Genomic DNA, 20,969 nt, shown 5'->3' on the forward strand with positions numbered 1-20,969 from the left:
GTTTGTAACTTGATGGATTCGATTTTTAGCTTCCTAAAATATATATTTCGTTATAAAAAGAAAACCGTAGACCAGATTGTTTTTTATGTCAGTTTGATCAGTGCTGTAACAATGGTTGTGCATGTAGGTTACATTACGGATCCGGAGGTTGCAGTAATTACCGAGGGTGCAGTTGTAGCTCTATATTATGGTCTTTTTCTTTTTGAGATCATTCGAACTGCCTCATCAATACTCGTAGCTCGGCGAATTAATGTGTCGCACTATACAGGGGTATTGGTCAGTGCCTATTTCCTGTTAATAACGATTTCGAGGATTACAGGTGGTTTCTTATCTACCTTTGCAAAAGACGAATGGCTATATCTTGGGATTGCCATTATATTCCTCTCAGAACTTTCGAAAAACAGCCTTTTCTTTGATAATTTCTACTTCAATCCGACCATATTATTTGTCATCAGTTTCTTGGGATTGATTATTCTAGGTGCGTTTCTGTTGATGCTGCCTCGTACGACACTGGAAGCGCCATTAAGTTTTGTCGACGCTTTTTTTATGGCCACAAGCGCCGTCTGTATCACAGGGCTTTCCACAACGGATATTTCGACCAATTTTTCCCTTTTTGGGCAATCCGTCATTATGGCCTTGATCCAAGTAGGTGGATTAGGGATCATGACCTTTACGGGATTCTTTGGGTATTTCTTTTCAGGAGGTTTTTCCTTCAAAAATCAATTGATGTTCGGAGAGATCTTAGGCGAAAACAAACTGAATTCTGTAATCTCCACTCTACTGACCATCATCTTTATCACTCTTCTTTTCGAACTGATCGGTGCCATTATGATTTTTGCCTCATTAGAAGCTAAATATTTTGACTCCGTTGGAGAGATGATTTTCTTTTCTTGCTTTCATGCCATTTCAGGATTCTGTAATGCAGGTTTTACCATTATTAAAGATGGGGTAACCAGCGATGAATACCGGTTCAACTATAATTTTCAATTGGCGGTAGCATCCATGTTTATTTTAGGAGGTTTCGGTTTTGGAACCATATTTAACCTATATACTTGGGTCCAGGAAAAAGTGAAATCTATGGTCCGTAGATTGATACAGAAGAAAAGTTATCGATATAAACCGCAGGTTTTTTCGTTCAATTCCAGGTTTATTGTAGTCTGTAATGTCACAGTTATCCTTTTGGCTACACTTTCTTTCTTTATTCTGGAACAAAATCATAGCCTGATGGCGGATAAATCCTCTTTTGGAAAATGGGTAACTTCCATTTTCATGGCGAACTCTACCCGCTCAGCTGGATTTAATAGTGTGGACTTAAACTTTATCAATATTCCCACATTGATCATGTTTGTGACCTTGATGTGGATTGGAGTTTCACCAGGATCAACAGGGGGTGGAGTAAAAGTAACGACCATTGCCATTGCCTTGATGAATATTGTGGCGCTTGCCAAAGGAAAAGAATCCATCGAAATCTATAAACGCAAAATTGCATCTGAATCAGTGAATAAAGCCTTTGCCATTATTCTGCTATCCGTTCTGACAATTACCTTAAGCTTTATCTTATTGAATTTTTCAGATCCAAACCAACAGATGATTCCTTTGTTGTTTGAATCCGTTTCTGCATATACAACCTGTGGTTTATCCCTTGGAATTACCTCTTCCTTAACGGCGACGAGTAAGATTATTTTAATGTTTACCATGTTTGTAGGAAGGGTAGGAATGCTAACCTTATTGGTTGCATTTATTAAAAACACAAAGAACAAAAGTTATATTTATCCAACTGAAAAAGTATTGTTTTAAGAGATATGAAGTATATAGTATTAGGATTAGGGCATTTTGGGAGATCTTTGGCAATCCACCTTACCGAGCTAGGACATGAAGTAATCGCGGCTGATAAAAACATGAGCATTGTTGAACAGACCAAAGACCGCATTACCCATACCGTATGTCTGGACAGTACCGACCGTGATGCGGTCAGTTCATTGCCCTTAAGGGAAAGTAATGCCGTTATTGTAGCGATCGGTGAGGAAGAAGGTGCAAGTTTGATGACAGTGGCTCTTCTAAAACAACTGAAAGTAAAACGGATTATTGGTCGGGTAGTTTCAGATCTACAAAAGACTGTACTGGAAGCCATGAACATTGATGAATATATTATGCCGGAAGAAGAGGCCGCAGAGCGTTTAGCGATGCGTTTGGATAATATTGATATTGTTGACTCGTTTAAGATATCTGAAAAATACAGTATTATCGAAACAAAAGTTCCTAGCAAATACGTGGGAATGACCTTAAAAGATGCCGATCTGACCAATAAATACAAGGTTATTGTCCTGACGACTGTTCATGTAGAAAATGAAACCACCAAGGATGGTTCGACTCGGGTGAACAAAGAGGCTTCAGGGATTGCAAAATCCGATACCGTATTAATGGAAAACGACCTTCTGGTCCTATTTGGTGAACTGGCAAATATTAAAGATTTGATTCAGAAAGGTTAAAATAAACTTTTAACTAAATCCTTGCTCCAGACAAAATTAATCAATCGAAGAAGCCAAATAATCCTATAGGCTTCTTTTGTTTTATTTCAACTTTCTGATATCTCTTATCTCAAATCTCAACTCTATTCTATATTTTTGGAGCTATATCATTAATAATCCTATTAATTACTAGATGAAAACTTGGTTTAAGGAAAATCAGAATCACTTAATCATTATAGGCATCTTCTTGCTTCTAGTGGTGTTTTATTTTACGCCAGTATGGCAAGGCAAAACCTTACTACAAAGTGACGTGATGCAAGCTCGTGGTAGTCAGAAAGAAATTTTTGATTATAGAGAAAAAGACGGTACGACTCCATTATGGACGAATTCAATGTTCGGAGGGATGCCAACCTACCAAATTTGGTATGATCATGCCAATAATATCACCACCCACATCGGACCTGCTATTCGAGCTATATTTCCTCCGCCAGCGGATGTCTTGCTCATGTTCCTCCTAGGTGGATATTTCCTCTTCGCTGTATTGCGAATGAAGCCTTGGGTCGCGGCCATTGGTGCCGTCGCACTCGCGTTTTCATCCTATAATATGATATATGTCGAAGCTGGGCACATCAATAAGGCTTATGCTATCGCTTATTTCGCGCCTATTATCGGTTCGGTTATCCTCTGCTATCGCGGCAGCAAGTTTTGGGGACCTAGTCTACTGGCCCTATTCTTGGCACTTGAACTCAGGGCAAATCACATCCAGATGACCTATTACCTTTTCCTTGCCTTATTGGTATTGGTTGGGTTTGAGTTATATTACGCTATCCGTGACAAAAAATTGAACAATTTCTTAAAAGCTACTGGTTTGCAGCTGATCGGGGTTGTTGTCGCAGTTTTGGTCAATGCATCGGTGTTGTTCCCAACTTATGAATATAGCAAGGAAACCATCCGCGGAAAAGCGAACATCAGCAAAACAGATGATTCTGGTAAATCTGCCGCAGGTCTAGATAAGGAATATGCCTATGCATGGAGCCAAGGTATTGGTGAAAATATTACCTTTTTGATTCCAAATGCCTATGGTGGCCGTTCTGGAGGTACATTAACCCCAGAATCCAATACCATTAAAACCTTACAGAAAATTGGTGCATCCAAAGAAGAAGCTCTGCAGTATGCAAATAGACTTTTCCCTACTTATTGGGGTGAAAAACAATTTACCTCTGGACCTTGGTATTTTGGTGCAGGCATAATTTTCTTATTTGTCCTAGCGCTATTCGTGGTAAAAGACAGATTAAAATGGTGGATTTTAGCAGCAACCTTGCTGACTATTTTGCTTTCGTTTGGTCGTCACTTGCCATTTATATCCGATCTATTCTTTGACTACTTCCCAATGTACAACAAATTCAGGGCTGTAGAATCAATTTTGGTTATCCCTTCGGTCTTGATCCCTCTTCTTGCAATCATGGGATTGAACGAGATTATTACGCGTGGAAATGAAATCAAAGATCTAGATAAAAAAGTATTATATTCTGGTGGAGCCGTTGCTTTGCTGTGTCTGCTTATTGCAGTGATGCCTAGTTTGCTTTCTCTACGTATTTCAAACCATCAGGATTATGTTGCCTCATTGCAACAATATATTCAAGACCCAAGTTTAGCTAGTGAATTGGCCAATTCATTGTTGAAGGACCGTGCTGATATGGCTTCAAATGATGCTTGGCGTTCTTTCTTTATTGTGGTGTTGACCTTCGCCTTTGTATGGTTTTTCGTTAAGAAAAAACTTAATGCGGGAATCTTGATTGCTGCGGTAGCCGTTATTACCCTAGTAGATCTTTGGTCAGTTGATAAAAGGTATTTAAACACAGAATCTTTTGTAGACAAGAGTATCTATGAAAAACCGATCCCTGAAAGAGAAGTTGATCAATTGATACATTTGGACAAAGACCTTTCTTATAGAGTGTTTGATCTGACGACAAGTCCGTTCAATGATGCCAGTGCTTCATACTTCCACAAGAGCATCGGTGGATATCATGCTGCCAAATTGATGCGCTTCCAAGAATTATTGGAACATCAATTCAATGGCAACTTTAATGAAGACGTGTTGGACATGTTGAATGTACGATATGTCATCACAAAAGATCAAAGCAACAATTCAGATAGGATCCAACGCAGAAGCTCTGCATTAGGAAATGCCTGGTTTGTGAACAATGTTAAATTTGTCAACAGCAACCAAGCTGAGATGGATGCCTTGGGTACCTTTGATCCGAAAAAAGAGGCCATTGTAAACGAAGGATTGAAAGGCCAATTAGGGGACAAATCCATTGGTCAGCCAAATAACGCTGAAATTAAATTGACATCTTACCATCCTGATACCTTGAAGTATGAATATTCGGCAGGGAACAATGTCTTTGCGGTATTCTCTGAGATCTATTATGACAAAGGCTGGAAAGCTTACGTTGATGGCGAAGAAGTGCCTATTATCAGAACTGATTACCTATTGAGAGGTTTATCCCTACCAGGCGGTAACCACAAAGTAGAATTTGTTTTTGCACCAAATTCTATGCGAATCAGCAATATCATTTCACTGATTGCATCCATTACCCTTGTTTTAGGTCTAGGATTCGCAATTTGGTTATCTATCAAACATAGAAAAGAAAAAGTCAAATAAAATGGCTTAAGCGTATAGAAAAAGGAGATTCTTTATTAGAGAATCTCCTTTTTTTGCTTTTATCTTAGAATGTTCAGCCAGCGTGTTAAGTCTTACTCTGCGGAGTCTTGGTGTTCCCATAGCAAAGGGAAAATATATCCCCTAAAACAAGGTCAACTGCGGATCAGTGACCCTAAAGGTCTTTCTATGGTGAGGGGTCAACCCCAACTGTAAGACCGCTTGCCTATGTTTTATGGTCGGGTAGCCTTTATTCTGCATCCAATCATAATCTGGATAATCAACAGCAATGTTTTCCATGTACTCATCGCGATAGGTCTTTGCCAAGATCGAAGCTGCCGCAATGGAGAGGTACTTGCCATCACCCTTTATTATACAGGAATGAGGCACATTGGGATAAGGAATAAATTTATTGCCATCAATGATCAGGAAACCTGGTTTCACAGCAAGCATATCTAAAGCCTTGTGCATCGCCAAATAAGAGGCTTTATGGATATTGATCTTATCAATCTCTTCAGCCGAAACACTCGCAACGGCATAAGCCAAGGCTTCCTGCTCAATAATTGGCCTTAATTCCATGCGTTTCTTCTCCGAGAGCTTCTTGGAATCATTCAATACGGGATTACAATAATCCGCCGGAAATACCACAGCCGCTGCAAATACAGGCCCCGCCAAACAACCTCGGCCAGCCTCATCACATCCCGCTTCAATAAAGTCCCGCTGAAAAGTTGAAAGTAAAGTAATTGAATTCATGCTGTAAAGGTAGTATTTAGTAGTTAGTATTTAGTATTTAGTATTTAGACTGGTGTATCAACCATAGATTTATCCTTTTAAAGGCAAGAAAACCATATCAAAATCATTGAAAATCTGGCCGAAGCTAGAGTCTAAATACTAAATACTTTATACTAAATACTACCCCAAAGAAATGTAACAACTCCGTGATTAACCTCGTTTTACACTAATTTACACTTCTTGTGTTTTTCTTTGCTATGTATTCGGGAATATAAATTTTTTTCTTATACTGCTGGTAAATACAAGATTACTTGAATTGTATGAAAAGGAATATCATTATTGCCATTCTAATCTTTGCTAGTTCAAACTTGTTGGCGCAGAAGAAAAAAGACCGATATGCTATTTTACCCACTTTCCAAGTCCAGGTCGACGGAGACCTCAAGGAATGGGGAAATCAGCTATCTGTAATAGGTCAAGATTCCAGCTGGAGCTTTGCTGTTACAAACGACGCTAACTATCTGTACACCGCAGTTCAAATCAAGAACCTTGCCTTGCAACAGGAAGCAGCTCGAAATGGTATCATCGTGAATATCAACCCTGAAGGAAAAAAGAAAGATGGGGCAATTTTAATCTTTCCGATCCCAGACAGCGAGTCAGTCAGAGCAATGGTAAACGATGAAAACCTCCCGAATATGAATGTTCGCGAAGAGTTGATCAAGCGAAGCAGGGGGTATGGCGTGAAGGGTTTTGCTCGGATTGTAGATGGTAGGCTGTCATTCGAAAACACGTATGGCGTGCTGGCACTAGCAAAATTGATGGACAATGATGTTTTGGTTTATGAATCAAAAATTCCGATTCAATCAATTGGTATCAAGGATCTTAAAGATCCAGTTGCTATCCAAATCATGATTAACAATAGATTTACCATATTACAGAAAACTATCAAAAGCAGACCTGACCCCAGGGGATCGATGTACGGTCGATACAGCCCGACGGTTAAAAGTCCGTATAAGACCAAGATTGATGCTTGGATCTTAGGGACGCTGAACTAGAATTAGTTTAATTGATATATGGATAGATTATTGAAAGCCTTGATATGCTTATGCTTCATGGCAATGGGAATTACCGTATACGGTCAATCTGGCCGTGTCGTATCTGGGATGCTTCGGGATACCGAATCAAGACCCATATCAGGAGCGTCAGTGCGGTTGATAACGGCATCTGACACCATAGCAACTAGCTCTACCAATGCTGGTTTCTATACCTTTGAAAATGTTAAAGCCACAAAATTTAAGATCAGGGTAAGCAGCCTAGGCTTCTCACCTTTTGAAAAGGAAGTGGACTTTCCTGAAGGGCAAAAGGAAATCCAAATCCCTAGTTTTGAATTGGCCGTCAATGAAAACCAGATCGAAGAGGTGGTGATCCAAGGCGTACTGACTGTGCAGGTAAAGGGGGATACCGTAGAATACTCTACCAAAGACCTCAAACTCCGCGAAGGATCAGTTGCTGAAGACGCCCTTAAGAAATTACAGGGGGTTGAAGTCGACAAAGACGGAAACGTAACGGCCCAAGGTGAAACTGTAACCAAGGTCAGGATCAACGGGAAAGACTTTTTCGGTGGAGACGTCAAAACCGCTACCCAAAACCTTCCGGCCAATATTATCGAAAAAATTCAGGTTGTAGATGACTATGGTGACATGGCCAATGTGACCGGAAATAAATCTGGTGAATCGGAAAAGATCATCAATATCCAAATTGACCCTAAATATAATAAAGGCTTTATGACAACCCTTCGTGCCGGGTACGGTTCTGAAGATCGATACCAAGCAACAGGTATGTGGATGGGTATGACCGATAAAACTCAAGTCTCAATCTTGGGTAACCTAAACAACGTGAATGCGTCCCTGTTTGACTTCCGTACCATTGGCGGTGGCGCAAGGATGCGTCAAGGTGGTGGTGGCCGACCGGGCGGTGGCGGTGGAATGTTTGGCGGCGCATCGGGTCTAACTGATGTTGGATCCATCGGGGTCAATATCCGTCATGATTTCTCTGAAACGCTTAAAGTATATGGTAGCTACTCTTTTGGTCGGGATGATAATACAACATTGACGAATAGTTTGACAAACTATATCATGGGTGCTGATGGTGGTAACCTGGAGCAAAGTTCTGACTCCACTGCAAATAATATTGTTTCAAGCCATCGCTTTGAAGCTAATTTAGAATGGAATATCTCAGACAAGGATTATATAAAATTAACACCTCAGGTAGGGTTTTCTGGAACTACTTCAAACTCAAATTCTGTAAGTAACTGGTTTGATTTCCAAGAAAATACGGAAACCCGGGATAATAGGGTAGAAAGTGGAAGCTTGGATGCACCTAGGTTTGGTATCAGTGGTCTTTATAATAGAAAATTAAATGATAGGGGAAGGAATTTCTTCATGAACTTTAATTATGACAATGCCGCTACTACCCAGGATTACCAAGGCGTATTGGATCGCTTAATACAAGATCCTAATAACGCCAATACCAGCATGGCTGAAATCTATGAACAAACTATCCGTGAAGTCAACAACAAAAGTTGGAATGCAGGGGCTAGTGTATCATATCTAGAACCAGTATCCCAACATGGAAAGATTGAAATCCAGTACGACTTCAATAAAAACAATTATAACAATAAACAGAATCAGGATGCCTTTGATGAAGAAGGAGATGCATTACCTAATTTAGATGATCGTATCCTTAATTATCACTACGATCAAGATTATTCTTTTACCACACATAGAATTGGAGCAAATTATGCTTTTGAAAACGATAAGGTAAAATACTCCATTGGTGCTGCGGTTCAGCCGTCACTATTAAAAGGTACGGCCTCCAGCGATGCAGATAATGCAATTATCGATCGTTCAAACCTGAACTGGATGCCTATTGCAAGATTTGAATATAAGTTCTCTAGACAAAAGAACCTGAGCATCAATTATAATGGGTCTTCGACAGAACCTAATATCAATCAGATTCTTCCTTATGCGGTCGGAAACTCTTCTACCAACATCGTTTATGGTAACCCGAACCTGAATCCTGAATTCAGACATAGGATGATGTTGAGGTTCCGTGGAGGCGATTTCCAAAAAGGGAACACTTTCTTTGCGATGGTTAATGGTAACTTGACTTCAGATAAGATCGTATCTTTCGTAAAACGCGAAAACAATCCTACAGGTGGTTTGATTTCCGAAACTAGGTACCTGAATGAAGAAGATCCGGTATATAACCTAAACTCATTTTACCACTTCGGAAAATCGCTGAAGGAAAAAACCTACAACTTGATGTTGATGGGAGGGGTGAGCTATAACAAGAACATTTCCTATACCGCTAGGGAATTGAGTGCGACCGAAGGGATGAAGAATATTTCCAACAACTGGGTATTTATGCAAGGGTTGATGTTCAGATACAATCCATCTGAAAACTTTGAATTGAACCCAGGAGTAAGATACTCGTATAACTACACGAGAAACTCACTTGGTGATTTTAACAATAACGTTTCTTCTTGGACACCTACCTTGATAGGATCGGTGAACATCACGCCTACTACCATATTTGGTGCTGACCTTTCCAAGTCATTCAATAGTGGATATGGACCATTGACAAATGCCAATCCATTTATCATCAATTCTTACATCGAACAAAGACTTTTGAAGGGCCAACGCGGAACCATCCGTTTCCAAGCATTCGACTTACTGAATGAGCAAACCAACCTTTCAAGGACCGTTCAAGAAAACATGACCATCGACAGGCAAACAAACCGCCTAGGTCGTTACTTCATGCTTACATTCACATTCAAGCTTCAAAAATTCTCCGGAGTAGCCCCAACCGACAACGACGGCATGCCTCCAGGAATGAGAAGACCTAGGATGTAACAGTCTAGTATTTAGTAGAAAGTATTTAGTATTTAGATAAAAAATAAAGGACGGCCTAAGTTTATAGGCCGTTCCTTTGTTAAACATCGGTCTAACTACTATATACTTAATACTAAATACTATTCCTTACCTTTGTCATTCAATTTTTCTATATGGATCATAAGATATTCCAACTTGACAACGGGTTGCGAGTTTTGTTTCAGCCTCATTCCTCTTCCATTACGCATATTTGTTTGATTGTGGATGCCGGATCTAGGCATGAGGAGTTTGGTAAGTTTGGAACGGCTCATTTTATTGAACACCTGTTATTCAAGCGTACGGAACGTAGGAGCACCAATCAGATTTTAAATCGATTGGAGTCCGTTGGGGGCGACTTAAACGCCTATACGACCAAGGAATATACTTGTATCCATGCCTCCTTTTTAAATCCTTATCTCGAAAGGGCATTGGACCTATTCGAAGACATCCTATTTCACTCCGTATTTCCGGAGGAGGAGATGGATAAGGAGAAAGAAGTGATCTTGGATGAGATGGCATCCTATCTCGATAGTCCTGAGGAGTCCATTATGGATGATTTTGAAGATCAAGTCTTCAAGGACACTGGACTAGGCCACAATATCCTCGGACTTGAAGAGGACTTAAAGGCTATTCAACAAGACGATATCAAGCGATTCATTGACCAACATTATGACGCTTCCAAGATTGTAATTGCCATTTCAGGTAATTACTCGGACAAAAAGGTGCTCAAGATAGCCAATAAATGCTTTGGCAATCCAAATAACCACCAATGGATTCATGCAGCTGAAGATATGCGAAAGCCCGAAGTTGCTTTGATCGAAAAAGAAAGACCCATCAATCAAGCCCATGTAGTATTAGGTGGACCAGCTTTTGGAATCCATGATGACAGAAAAACTGGCCTCTTGCTATTGAACAATCTATTAGGGGGCTATGGGATGTCCAATATCCTGAACCTCAATATCCGTGAAAAATACGGGATTGCTTATACCATTGAATCCAACTACAGTCTTTATTCTGACACCGGCTTATTCAGTATCTATTTCGGTACGGATGCGGAGAAAGTGGATAAGACCTTAAAGCTGATTTACAAGGAATTGACTAAATTAAAGGAACAGGCATTGAGTGCACAGGCACTAGAAAAGGCGAAGAATAAGTTCAAGGGTCAGATTGCACTCGCAGAAGAAAATAGGATGAGCCTATTGATCGCAGAAGCTAAAAACATCTTAGATTATGATCGTGTTGTTGGCCTGCCTGAAGTATTTGAAAAAATTGATTTGGTAAGCTCCAAAGAGATTTTAGATATAGCAAATGAGGTTTTCAGTAAAGAAAATCTTTCATCTCTTTCTTTTCTACCCGAAGATTAAGTATATTTTTGTTGAATTAAACAATTGCATATGAAAACAGCATATATTTTTCCTGGCCAAGGTGCACAATTTGTGGGCATGGGTAAGGACTTATACGACTCAAACGAAGATTCAAAGGCTTTATTCGAAAAAGCCAATGAAATTTTAGGCTTCCGTATTACCGACATCATGTTCAATGGAACTGAAGAGGATCTGAAACAAACTAAAGTTACCCAACCAGCTATCTTTTTGCATTCTGTGATTTTAGCTAAGGCATTAGGCGATAGCTTTCAGCCAGCAATGGTTGCAGGACACTCATTAGGTGAATTCTCTGCATTGGTTTCTGCAGGAGCACTATCTTTTGAAGATGGATTGAAATTGGTTTCTAAGCGTGCTAATGCAATGCAAAAAGCAACGGATTTGGAACCGGGAACCATGGCTGCTATCTTAGGTTTGGACGATGTAATTGTAGAAGAGGTTTGTGAACAAGTTGATGATATCGTCGTTGCAGCAAATTATAACTGTCCAGGACAATTGGTTATTTCAGGATCTGTTTCTGGTGTTGACAAGGCTTGCGAAAAACTATTGGAAGCAGGTGCTAAACGTGCTTTAAAATTAAACGTAGGTGGTGCATTCCACTCGCCATTGATGGAAGCAGCAAAACAGGAATTGGAAGCAGCTATCTTGGATGTTGAAATCCAAGTTCCGGTTTGTCCTATTTATCAAAACTACGATGCATTGCCTTACCAAGATCCTACAGCAATTAAAGATAACCTGATTGCTCAATTGACTGGTGCAGTACGCTGGACACAATCTGTAGAGACCATGTTAGCAGATGGTGCTGAAAGTTTTGTAGAAGTTGGACCAGGTACGGTGCTTCAGGGGTTGGTTAAGAAAGTTAATCGTCAGATCCCAACTTCTTCAGCATCTATCGCTGAGTAAAATAAAAAATTAATTATTATTAAATAGGAAGATATAAGCCCTGCAATTTGCAGGGCTTATTTTGTTAATACTAATTTCTATGGACATTTTCCTTTGTAAATAGGTGCAATGCTAATGAATGAAATTGCCATTGTGATGAGTTTGTCGATATTATTTGAATGGATTTTAGTAGGAATAGTGATTTTTTTAGGTAAATTCATGTTGAATTAACACCTATAACTCAGAAATAGAACTAATTTCCTGTAATATCATTTGTCTTATATTCATTGGACCATTAAATAGAATTTTTTGGAGAATGGAGGGTTCCTTTTTAGAGAACGATTTTTATGCAAAATGTCCAAAATATTAATGATTTATTTCTTCTTCAGAAATTGAAAGATGGAGATAATATCGCTTTTCAAGAGCTTTACAACAAGTATTATGGCATTTTATATTTGCATGTCTATCAAAAATTGAAAGACCGAGAAGTCGCAAAAGACATAGTCCATGATTTATTTATAAGTATTTGGCAAAAACGGGCTGACCTTTCCATTAATGGCCAAGTTTCTTCCTATATGTATGCGGCAATTAGAAATAGAGTTATTGACTATATTTCTAAAGAAAAATCTAAGTTAAAATATTTAGAAAGCCTCACTGAGCCTAGTCAACAAATATCCTCAGAAACTGATTATTTATTGCGTGAAAAACTACTTGCTGAACAAATCGAAAGTGTTCTGGATAGGTTATCCCCTAGGGTTAAGGAAGTTTTTGAATTAAGTAGAAAGGAATATTTAAGTCATAAAGAAATAGCCAATAAGCTAAATATTTCTGAACACAGTGTTAGAGGATATATTAAACTAGCACTGAGGTTGTTGAAAATGAAGTTTGGGAGCATTCTTTACCTAATGTTGATTTTCTTTTGTAAATATTTATAATTATTACCCCCCCCCAATACACCTTTCATTCGTCATATAAGTAATCAAGGATAAACTTCAATGGCGAATCATAAAGATTCTATAAAAAAGGAACTATTAGATAAATATATATCTGGTAATTGTACTGAGTTTGAAAAAGCTCAAGTTGAGGATTGGTATCTAAATATTAATACAGATGGCAAAGACCTCTCTGACGCGGAAATAATTGATGACCTAATCGAAATCCAAGGAAAACTTAATTTAATCACTAAAAAGAAGGATAAAAAGGGAACATACCTCTTGTTAGCTGCTGCATCTATAATTGTTGCTTTGTGTTTTATCTTTCTATGGAATAATAAAATAGTTCCTCAAAAAAACCGAACTCAAAATGTCGTTACTAAAGGTGAAAATGTTATGCCTGGATCAAACAAGGCATATCTATCTTTAGATGGGCAGGCTTCAATTCCATTGGACGAGGACAATAACGGTATAGTTTCATCAAATTCTTCCATTCATTATGCAGATGGTACTAAAATAAGTGAATTAAATGTTGCCCAATCTGTCACTATATCTACACCTGCTGCTGGTCAATTTCAAGTTACACTTCCTGATGGTACCAAAGTTTGGTTGAATGCACTTTCTTCTATCAGTTTTCCATCCGTATTTGATAAAAGTGAACGAAAAGTAAGCATCAAGGGAGAAGTCTATTTTGATGTTTTTAGAGATGAAAAGAAACCCTTTACTGTAAATGCAGACAGGCAAATCATTGAAGTATTAGGGACAAGTTTTAACATTAATTCTTATGAGGACAATGATAATACCTATACAACGCTTATCTCGGGTAGTCTAGCCGTGAAAAATCCTAGCAGAGACAATAAAGTTATTTTGAAGCCGGGACAACAAGCCGTTTCTAATATAAACTCGCTTCCTAAGGTGAGTTCTGTCAATGTCGAAGAGATTTACTCTTGGAAGGATGGGATGTATATATTGAATAATGAACCCCTAAATGAATTTGCAAAAAAAATAGAAAGATGGTATGATGTCAAAGTTGACATGGGTAAGCATGGATCAAAACGTCTTTCAGCAATAATTCCAAGGAATGCAGTCTTATCAGAGGTTCTGGCAGCAATTGAATTGAAGACAGGTATTAAGTTTTATGTTGAAGAAAGGAGGGTTATGGTAAAATCTTAAATCTAAGGCGCTCACTATAAATGGGATGTAAGATCTTGCGAAAGGCTATATTCTTACTTTTTAACCTAATTCATATAATAACCTTAAACCTACAATACTGTAAAATCTCATTTTCCATGTATTGTTTATGAAAATACTTATGATCAATAATAATATTGGGTATTTTATTAAGTACCTACATTTCTCGAAGACTTATTTTACAATAAAGTTAACCGTACTGATTTTTCTGAGTTCAATCATGCTTTCATTAGGAAACATTAGAGCACAACAGGTTAGCTTAAATTATAATAATACTAATCTAAAAAGCATCTTGATTGACATTAGTAAGCAATCAAGTTATACATTTATCTACGATGAAAAGGACTTAGATGTAAATTCTGTTTTTTCAGTTAATGTTAAGAACAAAAGCATTTCTGAGGCTTTGAACGTCTTGTTCAATGGCAAAGCCATAAAGTATCAAATCAAAGGAAGATCAATTGCTTTAACAAGTAATACCGAATTTGAGCGTACTAAGCCAGAAGTAAAAGAAATTGACCAAACACGTGTTGTTTCTGGGAAAGTCATGAACGAAAGTGGTGAAAATCTTTCCGCAGTCAGTGTGTTGGTTAAAGGTACTTCCCAAGGGACCAGTACCGATATAGATGGAAAGTTCGCTATAGAAGTTCCTTCTGAAAACTCCGTATTGGTATTCAGTTCCATGGGCTATCAGAGTCAAGAAGTTTCAACCCAAGGGAGAAATCAACTTTCAGTGGTTCTAAAAACGGTGAGCAGTGATCTGGAAGAAGTTGTAGTTGTTGGATTTGGATCTCAAAGGAAGGAAAATTTAACAGGAGCAGTAAGTACGGTAAGTGCTAAAAAATTGGAAGATCGACCAATTGCAAATCTCGGACAGGGTTTGCAGGGATTAGTTCCAAATCTAAATATTTCGTCTGCTAATGGAAAACCAGGCACAGGTTCCTCATTCAATATCAGAGGGACAGGGTCCATAAACAGTGGCACGGCAACCCCTCTGATCCTTGTTGATGGTGTACAAAGGGATCCGAATTCAATTGACCCATCCGATGTTGAGAATGTTACCGTCCTGAAGGATGCCGCAGCTGCCGCAATTTATGGGGGTAGGGCCGCATATGGGGTGATATTGATCCAAACCAAAAATCCTAAAAGTCAAAAACCACAAATAAGCTATTCAGGAGAGTATACCATGTCTAGGCCGACAAAAATGGCAGAGTATATTAATTCCGTTGATTATATCAGAATGCATAGGGAAGCCAATAGAAATGGTCAGGATGGAGGAACAACCGCTACAGAAGCTTTTACAGTTGAAGATTCAATCCGGGCCGAGGCATATTTCAATGACCCTGTAAATAATTTACCTGTTTATGTAGATCCCGGAAACCCTGCAAAATACAGATACGTTGGGAACACCGATTGGATAAAAGAACAGTATCCAGGTTTTGAGCCCATGCAAAGGCATAATTTATCCTTGCAAGGAGGACAGGGTTCAACATCGGTTATTGCTTCGCTAGGTTATCTTGGTCAGAAAGGCCTTTTTAAGGAGGCTGGTCAAAAATATGAACGCTTGAATCCTTCCTTGAAGGTTAATTCTGATATTACAGATTGGCTTACATTAACTGGGAATTTTGCCTTGACACACATCTCTGATAAAGAAGCAGCGGGAGTGGTTACAGGCGGGACATCTAGTGGATGGATTTCTGGAGATTTAAGACCGATAATGCCTATCAGGCATCCTGATGGAAATTTTGCTGGACAAGGTAGTTTTACCAATCCATTTGCTGTAGCTGCAAATAATGGAAAAAGGAAGAGATATTCCAATGACTTATGGTTAACGGGAGGGGTGAAAATTAAACCAATAAAAAATGTATCCATTGTGGCCGACTATACTTGGAACGCCTACAATAATTTTAATCAAAGTCATCAAATTCCATTTAAGGAATATGGTGTAAATGGGATATTATTAGGGACGTTTCCATGGACTAGCCCATCTTCCGTTTCTGAAACCACAGACAATCACAATTATTTTGCATTGAATGCTTTTGCTACTTATGAAAACACCTTTGCTGAAAAGCATTATTTTAAGGCCATGCTTGGGGTTAACCAAGAAAGTAACCATTATAAAAGACTAGGTGTTTTTGCGAATAATTTAGTAGATCCTACAAAACCTGCTATAAATCTAAATAATGATCCTAGACCAAGCATCACTGGTGCTGAAAACGAATGGGCTCTATTTGGAACGGTATTTAGGTTGAACTATATTTTTAACAGTAAATATTTGCTAGAAATAAATGGCAGATATGATGGTTCGTCCAGATTCTCATCAAAAACCCGATATGTTTTCACCCCTTCGATTTCTGCAGGTTGGAGAATTTCGGAAGAAGGTTTTATGGAAGGGATAAGGGATGTTGTGAATGATCTAAAACTTAGAGGATCCTATGGTGAATTACCAAATCAAGGATTCGATCAAAATCAGCTTTATTCCGCAGCGAATTTCTATCCATATATTCCAACAATGCCAATCAATAATAGTCTGAGCTATATTTTTGGCAATCAAACCGGAGTTGGCGTATTGGCCCCAGGATTAGTTAGGAATGACTTTACTTGGGAAAAGTCTGCAACAACAAACTTCGGGCTGGACTTTGCATTTCTAAACAATCGTTTATCAGGATCTTTTGATGTATATGAAAGAAGAACTAGGGATATGCTAGTTGGAGGTGTTCCACTGCCCGCTGTTTTAGGAACTGCGTCTCCAAACCAAAATGCTGGGACTTTAATTACCAAAGGTTGGGAACTAAGTATAGGATGGAACGATCAAATTAATGAAGACCTTTCTTATGATCTCTTATTGTCTTTCGCTGACAACCATTCTAAGCTTACAAAATACCCACTTAACACGAGTCAAATTTTCAGCAATTGGTATGAAGGCAAATTAGATGGAGAAATTTGGGGTTTTGAAACTCAAGGCTTTTTTACAAGTCAACAGGAAATAGATTCGGCCCCTAACCAAAGTCAAATTTGGGGAGGTGCTTGGAGACCTGGAGATATAAGATATGCAGACCTAAATAATGATGGGAAGATTGACTTTGGCAATAATACGGTTTCCAATCCTGGTGATAGGAGGATAATCGGTAATTCTACTCCTCGTTATTCATTTGGATTGAATGTAGGGGTAAATTATAAAAGCTTTGATTTCACTGCTTTCCTACAGGGTATCGGCAAGCGAGATGCTTGGATAAGCAATAGTGCATTTTGGGGATTTACCAGTGAGTGGAATGTTCCTTTTATATATGCCACCGATTACTGGACTCCTGAGAATCAAGATGCTTTTTTTCCAAGGCTTCGTTTTGGAAATGGAGGAAACTCACAGACTCAAACCGGTTACCTACAGGACGCCTCTTATCTGAGGGTGAAACAATTGACGCTAGGATATACTCTTCCTCAAGTTTGGGCTAATAAGGTAAAACTTAGCCGAGTAAGAGCTTATTTATCAGGTCAAAATCTATTTACTTTCACCAAACTTTTCGATGCGTTTGATCCTGAAGTTTTCAATTTCCAAGACGCACCTCAAACTAGGTCATTTGCGTTTGGACTACAATTAGGATTTTAATTTTTGCTAAAGAACTTTGAATATGAAAACTATAATAAGAATTATATTAATAAGTCAAGTGGTTTTGCTTTTCTCATGCAAAAAAGATACTTATTTAGATAGGTTTCCGCTTTCTTCAATTTCGGAACCCACGTTTTTTAAGAATGAAAATGATCTGATGCTTTATGCAAATCAGTTTTATCCTTCACTACCTGCTCAAAATTTTATCCAGGACAATCAGTCTGATGATAAGGTGCCAAGTAGTATCAATAACTTTTTAGCTGGTCAATATGTGGTACCTACAGCGGATGCTTCTTACAATTGGACGAATATCAGGAACGTAAATTATTTTTTACAGCGATATATGAATGCTGAAGCTTCACAAGCTGTCAAAAATCAATATGCAGGTGAGGTCAGGTTTTTTAGAGCCTTATTTTATTGGGGATTAACAAAAAGATATGGCGATGTGGCATGGTACAGTAAAGATTTGACGGAAGACAGCCCTGAACTATATGCCCCAAGAACATCCCGTAATATTGTCATGGATTCTATTTTAGCTGACCTAAATTTTGCAGTAGAGAATATTCCTGCAGATAATGTTTCAGCTGGAAGAATTCATAAATATGCAGCAGCGGCCTTAAAAGCTAGAATATGTTTATGGGAAGGCACAAGGAGGAAATATTTTAATGTTGAAGGAAGTGAGAAATATTTGCAGGAAGCCTTGAAGGCAACAGATCTGATTATGGATTCAAAGAAATTCTCACTCTTCACAACAGGAAATCCTAAGACGGATTATTATAATCTGTTCATCCAACAAGAATTAAATAGTAATCCAGAGTCTATTTTAGGACGCCGGTTTTTACAAAGTATATTGATGAATGGAATCAGTAGGACTTTAGGTGAATCTGGGACAGGATATAGTAAAGATTTTGTTCAGAATTACCTTTGTATAGATGGATTACCTACGGCTTTGAGCCCTCAATATAAAGGTGAGGATACCCCTGAAAATGAATTTGCAAATAGAGATCCGAGAGCACAACAGACTATTGCTACCAAAGGGTTTGTACTTTTGCAAAATAGCGATGGTTCTAAAGATGTCATTGATCTTCCAAGAATAGGGACCAATACGGCTAATACGGGCTATCAGTTGATAAAAGGGAGAAGTTCCGATCCAGCAATGTGGCAAGCGAATCAATCGACTTTGGATTTCTTTATATTTCGATATGCAGAGATTTTGCTGATCTATGCGGAAGCAAAGGCGGAACTGGGCCTTGCCACACAGGCAGACATTGACAAAAGCATTAATCTATTGAGAAAAAGGGTCGGGATGGCTGAAATGACCATATCAACCTTAAAGCGTGATCCTAAGTCTTCATTTCCCGAAGTGTCTGTTTTAATCGATGAAATTAGAAGGGAAAGAAGGGTGGAATTGGCCGATGAAGGATTCAGGTTTGATGACCTATTAAGATGGAAGGCTGGTAAACGAATTGAAAAGCCAGAAACAATACTGGGGATGAAGCTAACGCCCGAGCTGAAAGCAAAATATCCCGCTTCTCAAGTAAATGGGATAATTGTAAATCAAAATAATTATGTCCGTTTATATACCTCAATTGAAAAAAGGCTGTGGGATGATAAGATGTATCTTTTCCCGATACCACTAGAAGAAATCAGTTTAAATCCTAACTTAACCCAGAACCCGGGATGGAAATGATAATTAAGAAATATGCGATTTGTCTGTTTTTCCTTTGTTTTGGAGGGACCTGTTTGGCTCAACAAAAGGAAGTAAAGCCTTCTTCCGCCCAAGTTGATTGGGCGGAAGCAGAAATTGGAGCGATGTTCCATTTTGATGTGGTGAATTATGTGCCCGATTATAACTGGAGAAAATGGGGGTCACATCCTCCTGCATCCATATTTAATCCCAGTAAATTGGATACTGATCAATGGATCAGGGCTGCCAAGGCCGCAGGAGCAAAATATGCTGTCCTGGTTGCAAAGCATGGCTCTGGATTTAGTCTGTGGCCTACAAAAGCACATGACTATAATATTAGTAATTCTCCCTGGAAGAATGGAAAGGGATACCTAGTCCTTGATTTCATCAATTCCTGTAAGAAATATGGACTCAAGCCAGGGATCTATGCTAGTGCCTCTGCAAACGGTTATTTACATGTGGATAATCCCGGTAAAGTCCAGGAAGGATCGCCCATAACCCAAGAAGAGTATAATAAGGTTGTTGAGACTCAATTAACGGAATTGTGGACTAATTATGGAAAGCTTTTTGAAATTTGGTTCGATGGTGGAGTTTTACCTGTAAATGAAGGCGGGCCAGACCTAGCACCCTTATTGAAAAGGTTGCAGCCTGATGCGGTGGTATTTCAGGGCCCCAATGACGCAAATAATTTGATTCGTTGGATCGGGAATGAAGAGGGACGAGCTCCTTACCCGAACTGGAGTCGATCTGATTTTACCACCTCTGCGACAGGGACTATTGTCATTGATGGTCTGAGCGGGAGTCCTAATGGTAAAATTTGGTGCCCTGGAGAAGCTGATTTTCCACTTAGAACAGGATGGCAAGGAGGGTGGTTTTGGAAAGAATCAGGACAAGATATGCTATCTTTAGAGCAATTGGTCAGTTCCTATTATACTAGCGTAGGAAGAAACTCCAATATGTTGTTAGGGATCGTAGTTGACACGAGTGGGTTAGTGCCAGAGGAAGATTTTCAAAGGCTTGAAGAGTTTGGGCATGAATTGCTAAAGATTTCCTCAAACCCTATTAAATCTCAGAAAAATCTTGTTGGCAATTCAGTCAACCTTGACCTGAAACAACCAAAAGATATTAATCAGATCATTATTCAAGAGAATATTAGGAACGGTGAAATAATAAGGAAGTATAAAGTTGAAGCATGGATCGGAAATAAATGGGTCGAGATTTGTTCTGGGGAATCAATAGGGAACAAAAGAATCCAAAAATTTGATGATATTTATACATCCAAAGTTAGATTAACCATAGTTGATTCTGAAGGATCTCCTGAAATTAAGGCTTTTTCGATTTTTAAAGTCTGAGACTGGTCTAGATGTTTGATGGATTCACCAAAATTTCTCGATTTTATTCTGACCTTATTCGAGACACATTCCGAATTTTCCGAATGTGTCTCGAATAAGGTCAAAGCAAGGTCCGGAGCATTGCACAAAAAAACGCTTGAAATTTTCA

At 38.7% G+C, this 20,969-nt stretch carries 13 protein-coding genes; 12 read left to right on the forward strand and 1 reads right to left on the reverse strand.

The annotated features are described in order from the left end of the window. Nucleotides 1-12: 12 nt before the first annotated feature. The 3 genes from ACWIB3_RS03090 to ACWIB3_RS03100 all read left to right on the forward strand — a co-directional run bounded on the left by ACWIB3_RS03090 (nt 13) and on the right by ACWIB3_RS03100 (nt 5,133). Nucleotides 13-1,797, forward strand: a complete 1,785-nt coding sequence (locus tag ACWIB3_RS03090) for a TrkH family potassium uptake protein (protein ID WP_454290833.1) — start codon at nt 13-15, stop codon at nt 1,795-1,797. A 5-nt stretch (nt 1,798-1,802) separates the two neighbouring features. Further along, nucleotides 1,803-2,489, forward strand: a complete 687-nt coding sequence (locus tag ACWIB3_RS03095; protein ID WP_185213240.1) for a potassium channel family protein — start codon at nt 1,803-1,805, stop codon at nt 2,487-2,489. A gap of 172 nt (nt 2,490-2,661) precedes the next feature. After that, nucleotides 2,662-5,133: a YfhO family protein gene (locus ACWIB3_RS03100; RefSeq protein ID WP_454290834.1), complete on the forward strand. Its 2,472-nt coding sequence runs from the start codon at nt 2,662-2,664 to the stop codon at nt 5,131-5,133. Nucleotides 5,134-5,274: 141 nt separating this feature from the next. Here ACWIB3_RS03100 and ACWIB3_RS03105 read toward each other — a convergent pair whose 3' ends face one another. Further along, nucleotides 5,275-5,883 carry a ribonuclease HII gene (locus tag ACWIB3_RS03105; RefSeq protein ID WP_185213238.1) on the reverse strand — a complete coding sequence of 203 codons (609 nt, stop codon included), beginning with the start codon at nt 5,881-5,883 and terminating at the stop codon, nt 5,275-5,277. Between the two features lie 299 nt (nt 5,884-6,182). On the opposite strand from ACWIB3_RS03105, the gene ACWIB3_RS03110 reads away from it, so the two are divergent. The 9 genes from ACWIB3_RS03110 (at nt 6,183) to ACWIB3_RS03150 (ending at nt 20,821) form a co-directional block, all read left to right on the forward strand. Then, complete coding sequence (locus ACWIB3_RS03110) at nt 6,183-6,914, forward strand: hypothetical protein (protein WP_454290835.1); 732 nt, start codon at nt 6,183-6,185, stop codon at nt 6,912-6,914. 18 nt (nt 6,915-6,932) lie between these two features. Then, entirely contained in the window at nt 6,933-9,773 is a 2,841-nt protein-coding gene (locus ACWIB3_RS03115; RefSeq protein ID WP_185218444.1) for an outer membrane beta-barrel protein, read from the forward strand. A gap of 152 nt (nt 9,774-9,925) precedes the next feature. Continuing rightward, entirely contained in the window at nt 9,926-11,155 is a 1,230-nt protein-coding gene (locus ACWIB3_RS03120) for a M16 family metallopeptidase (protein ID WP_185213235.1), read from the forward strand. A 30-nt stretch (nt 11,156-11,185) separates the two neighbouring features. Beyond that, complete coding sequence (gene fabD, locus ACWIB3_RS03125) at nt 11,186-12,076, forward strand: ACP S-malonyltransferase (RefSeq protein ID WP_454290836.1); 891 nt, start codon at nt 11,186-11,188, stop codon at nt 12,074-12,076. 326 nt (nt 12,077-12,402) lie between these two features. Then, nucleotides 12,403-12,990 carry an RNA polymerase sigma factor gene (locus ACWIB3_RS03130; protein WP_454290837.1) on the forward strand — a complete coding sequence of 196 codons (588 nt, stop codon included), beginning with the start codon at nt 12,403-12,405 and terminating at the stop codon, nt 12,988-12,990. A gap of 60 nt (nt 12,991-13,050) precedes the next feature. Beyond that, on the forward strand, nt 13,051-14,160 hold the full coding sequence (locus tag ACWIB3_RS03135) for a FecR family protein (RefSeq protein WP_454290838.1): 1,110 nt from the start codon (nt 13,051-13,053) through the stop codon (nt 14,158-14,160). Nucleotides 14,161-14,398: 238 nt separating this feature from the next. Beyond that, nucleotides 14,399-17,782, forward strand: coding sequence for a TonB-dependent receptor (locus tag ACWIB3_RS03140; protein WP_454290839.1), 3,384 nt, complete (start codon nt 14,399-14,401; stop codon nt 17,780-17,782). 22 nt (nt 17,783-17,804) lie between these two features. Then, nucleotides 17,805-19,472 (forward strand): RagB/SusD family nutrient uptake outer membrane protein, encoded by a 1,668-nt coding sequence (locus tag ACWIB3_RS03145; protein WP_454290840.1) that lies wholly within the window; start codon nt 17,805-17,807, stop codon nt 19,470-19,472. After that, nucleotides 19,463-20,821: an alpha-L-fucosidase gene (locus ACWIB3_RS03150; RefSeq protein WP_454290841.1), complete on the forward strand. Its 1,359-nt coding sequence runs from the start codon at nt 19,463-19,465 to the stop codon at nt 20,819-20,821. Before ACWIB3_RS03145 ends, ACWIB3_RS03150 begins: the two co-directional genes overlap by 10 nt. The last annotated feature ends 148 nt before the right edge of the window (nt 20,822-20,969 follow it).

The sequence above is a fragment of the Sphingobacterium sp. NPDC055431 genome (assembly GCF_053644255.1).

Bases quoted from the DNA above. Each gene is read 5' to 3' on its own strand.
- ACWIB3_RS03090 (WP_454290833.1), top strand. From the start codon at position 13: ATGGATTCGATTTTTAGCTTCCTAAAATATATATTTCGTTATAAAAAG.
- ACWIB3_RS03095 (WP_185213240.1), top strand. From the start codon at position 1,803: ATGAAGTATATAGTATTAGGATTAGGGCATTTTGGGAGATCTTTGGCA.
- ACWIB3_RS03100 (WP_454290834.1), top strand. From the start codon at position 2,662: ATGAAAACTTGGTTTAAGGAAAATCAGAATCACTTAATCATTATAGGC.
- ACWIB3_RS03105 (WP_185213238.1), bottom strand. From the start codon at position 5,883: ATGAATTCAATTACTTTACTTTCAACTTTTCAGCGGGACTTTATTGAA.
- ACWIB3_RS03110 (WP_454290835.1), top strand. From the start codon at position 6,183: ATGAAAAGGAATATCATTATTGCCATTCTAATCTTTGCTAGTTCAAAC.
- ACWIB3_RS03115 (WP_185218444.1), top strand. From the start codon at position 6,933: ATGGATAGATTATTGAAAGCCTTGATATGCTTATGCTTCATGGCAATG.
- ACWIB3_RS03120 (WP_185213235.1), top strand. From the start codon at position 9,926: ATGGATCATAAGATATTCCAACTTGACAACGGGTTGCGAGTTTTGTTT.
- fabD (WP_454290836.1), top strand. From the start codon at position 11,186: ATGAAAACAGCATATATTTTTCCTGGCCAAGGTGCACAATTTGTGGGC.
- ACWIB3_RS03130 (WP_454290837.1), top strand. From the start codon at position 12,403: ATGCAAAATGTCCAAAATATTAATGATTTATTTCTTCTTCAGAAATTG.
- ACWIB3_RS03135 (WP_454290838.1), top strand. From the start codon at position 13,051: ATGGCGAATCATAAAGATTCTATAAAAAAGGAACTATTAGATAAATAT.
- ACWIB3_RS03140 (WP_454290839.1), top strand. From the start codon at position 14,399: ATGCTTTCATTAGGAAACATTAGAGCACAACAGGTTAGCTTAAATTAT.
- ACWIB3_RS03145 (WP_454290840.1), top strand. From the start codon at position 17,805: ATGAAAACTATAATAAGAATTATATTAATAAGTCAAGTGGTTTTGCTT.
- ACWIB3_RS03150 (WP_454290841.1), top strand. From the start codon at position 19,463: ATGGAAATGATAATTAAGAAATATGCGATTTGTCTGTTTTTCCTTTGT.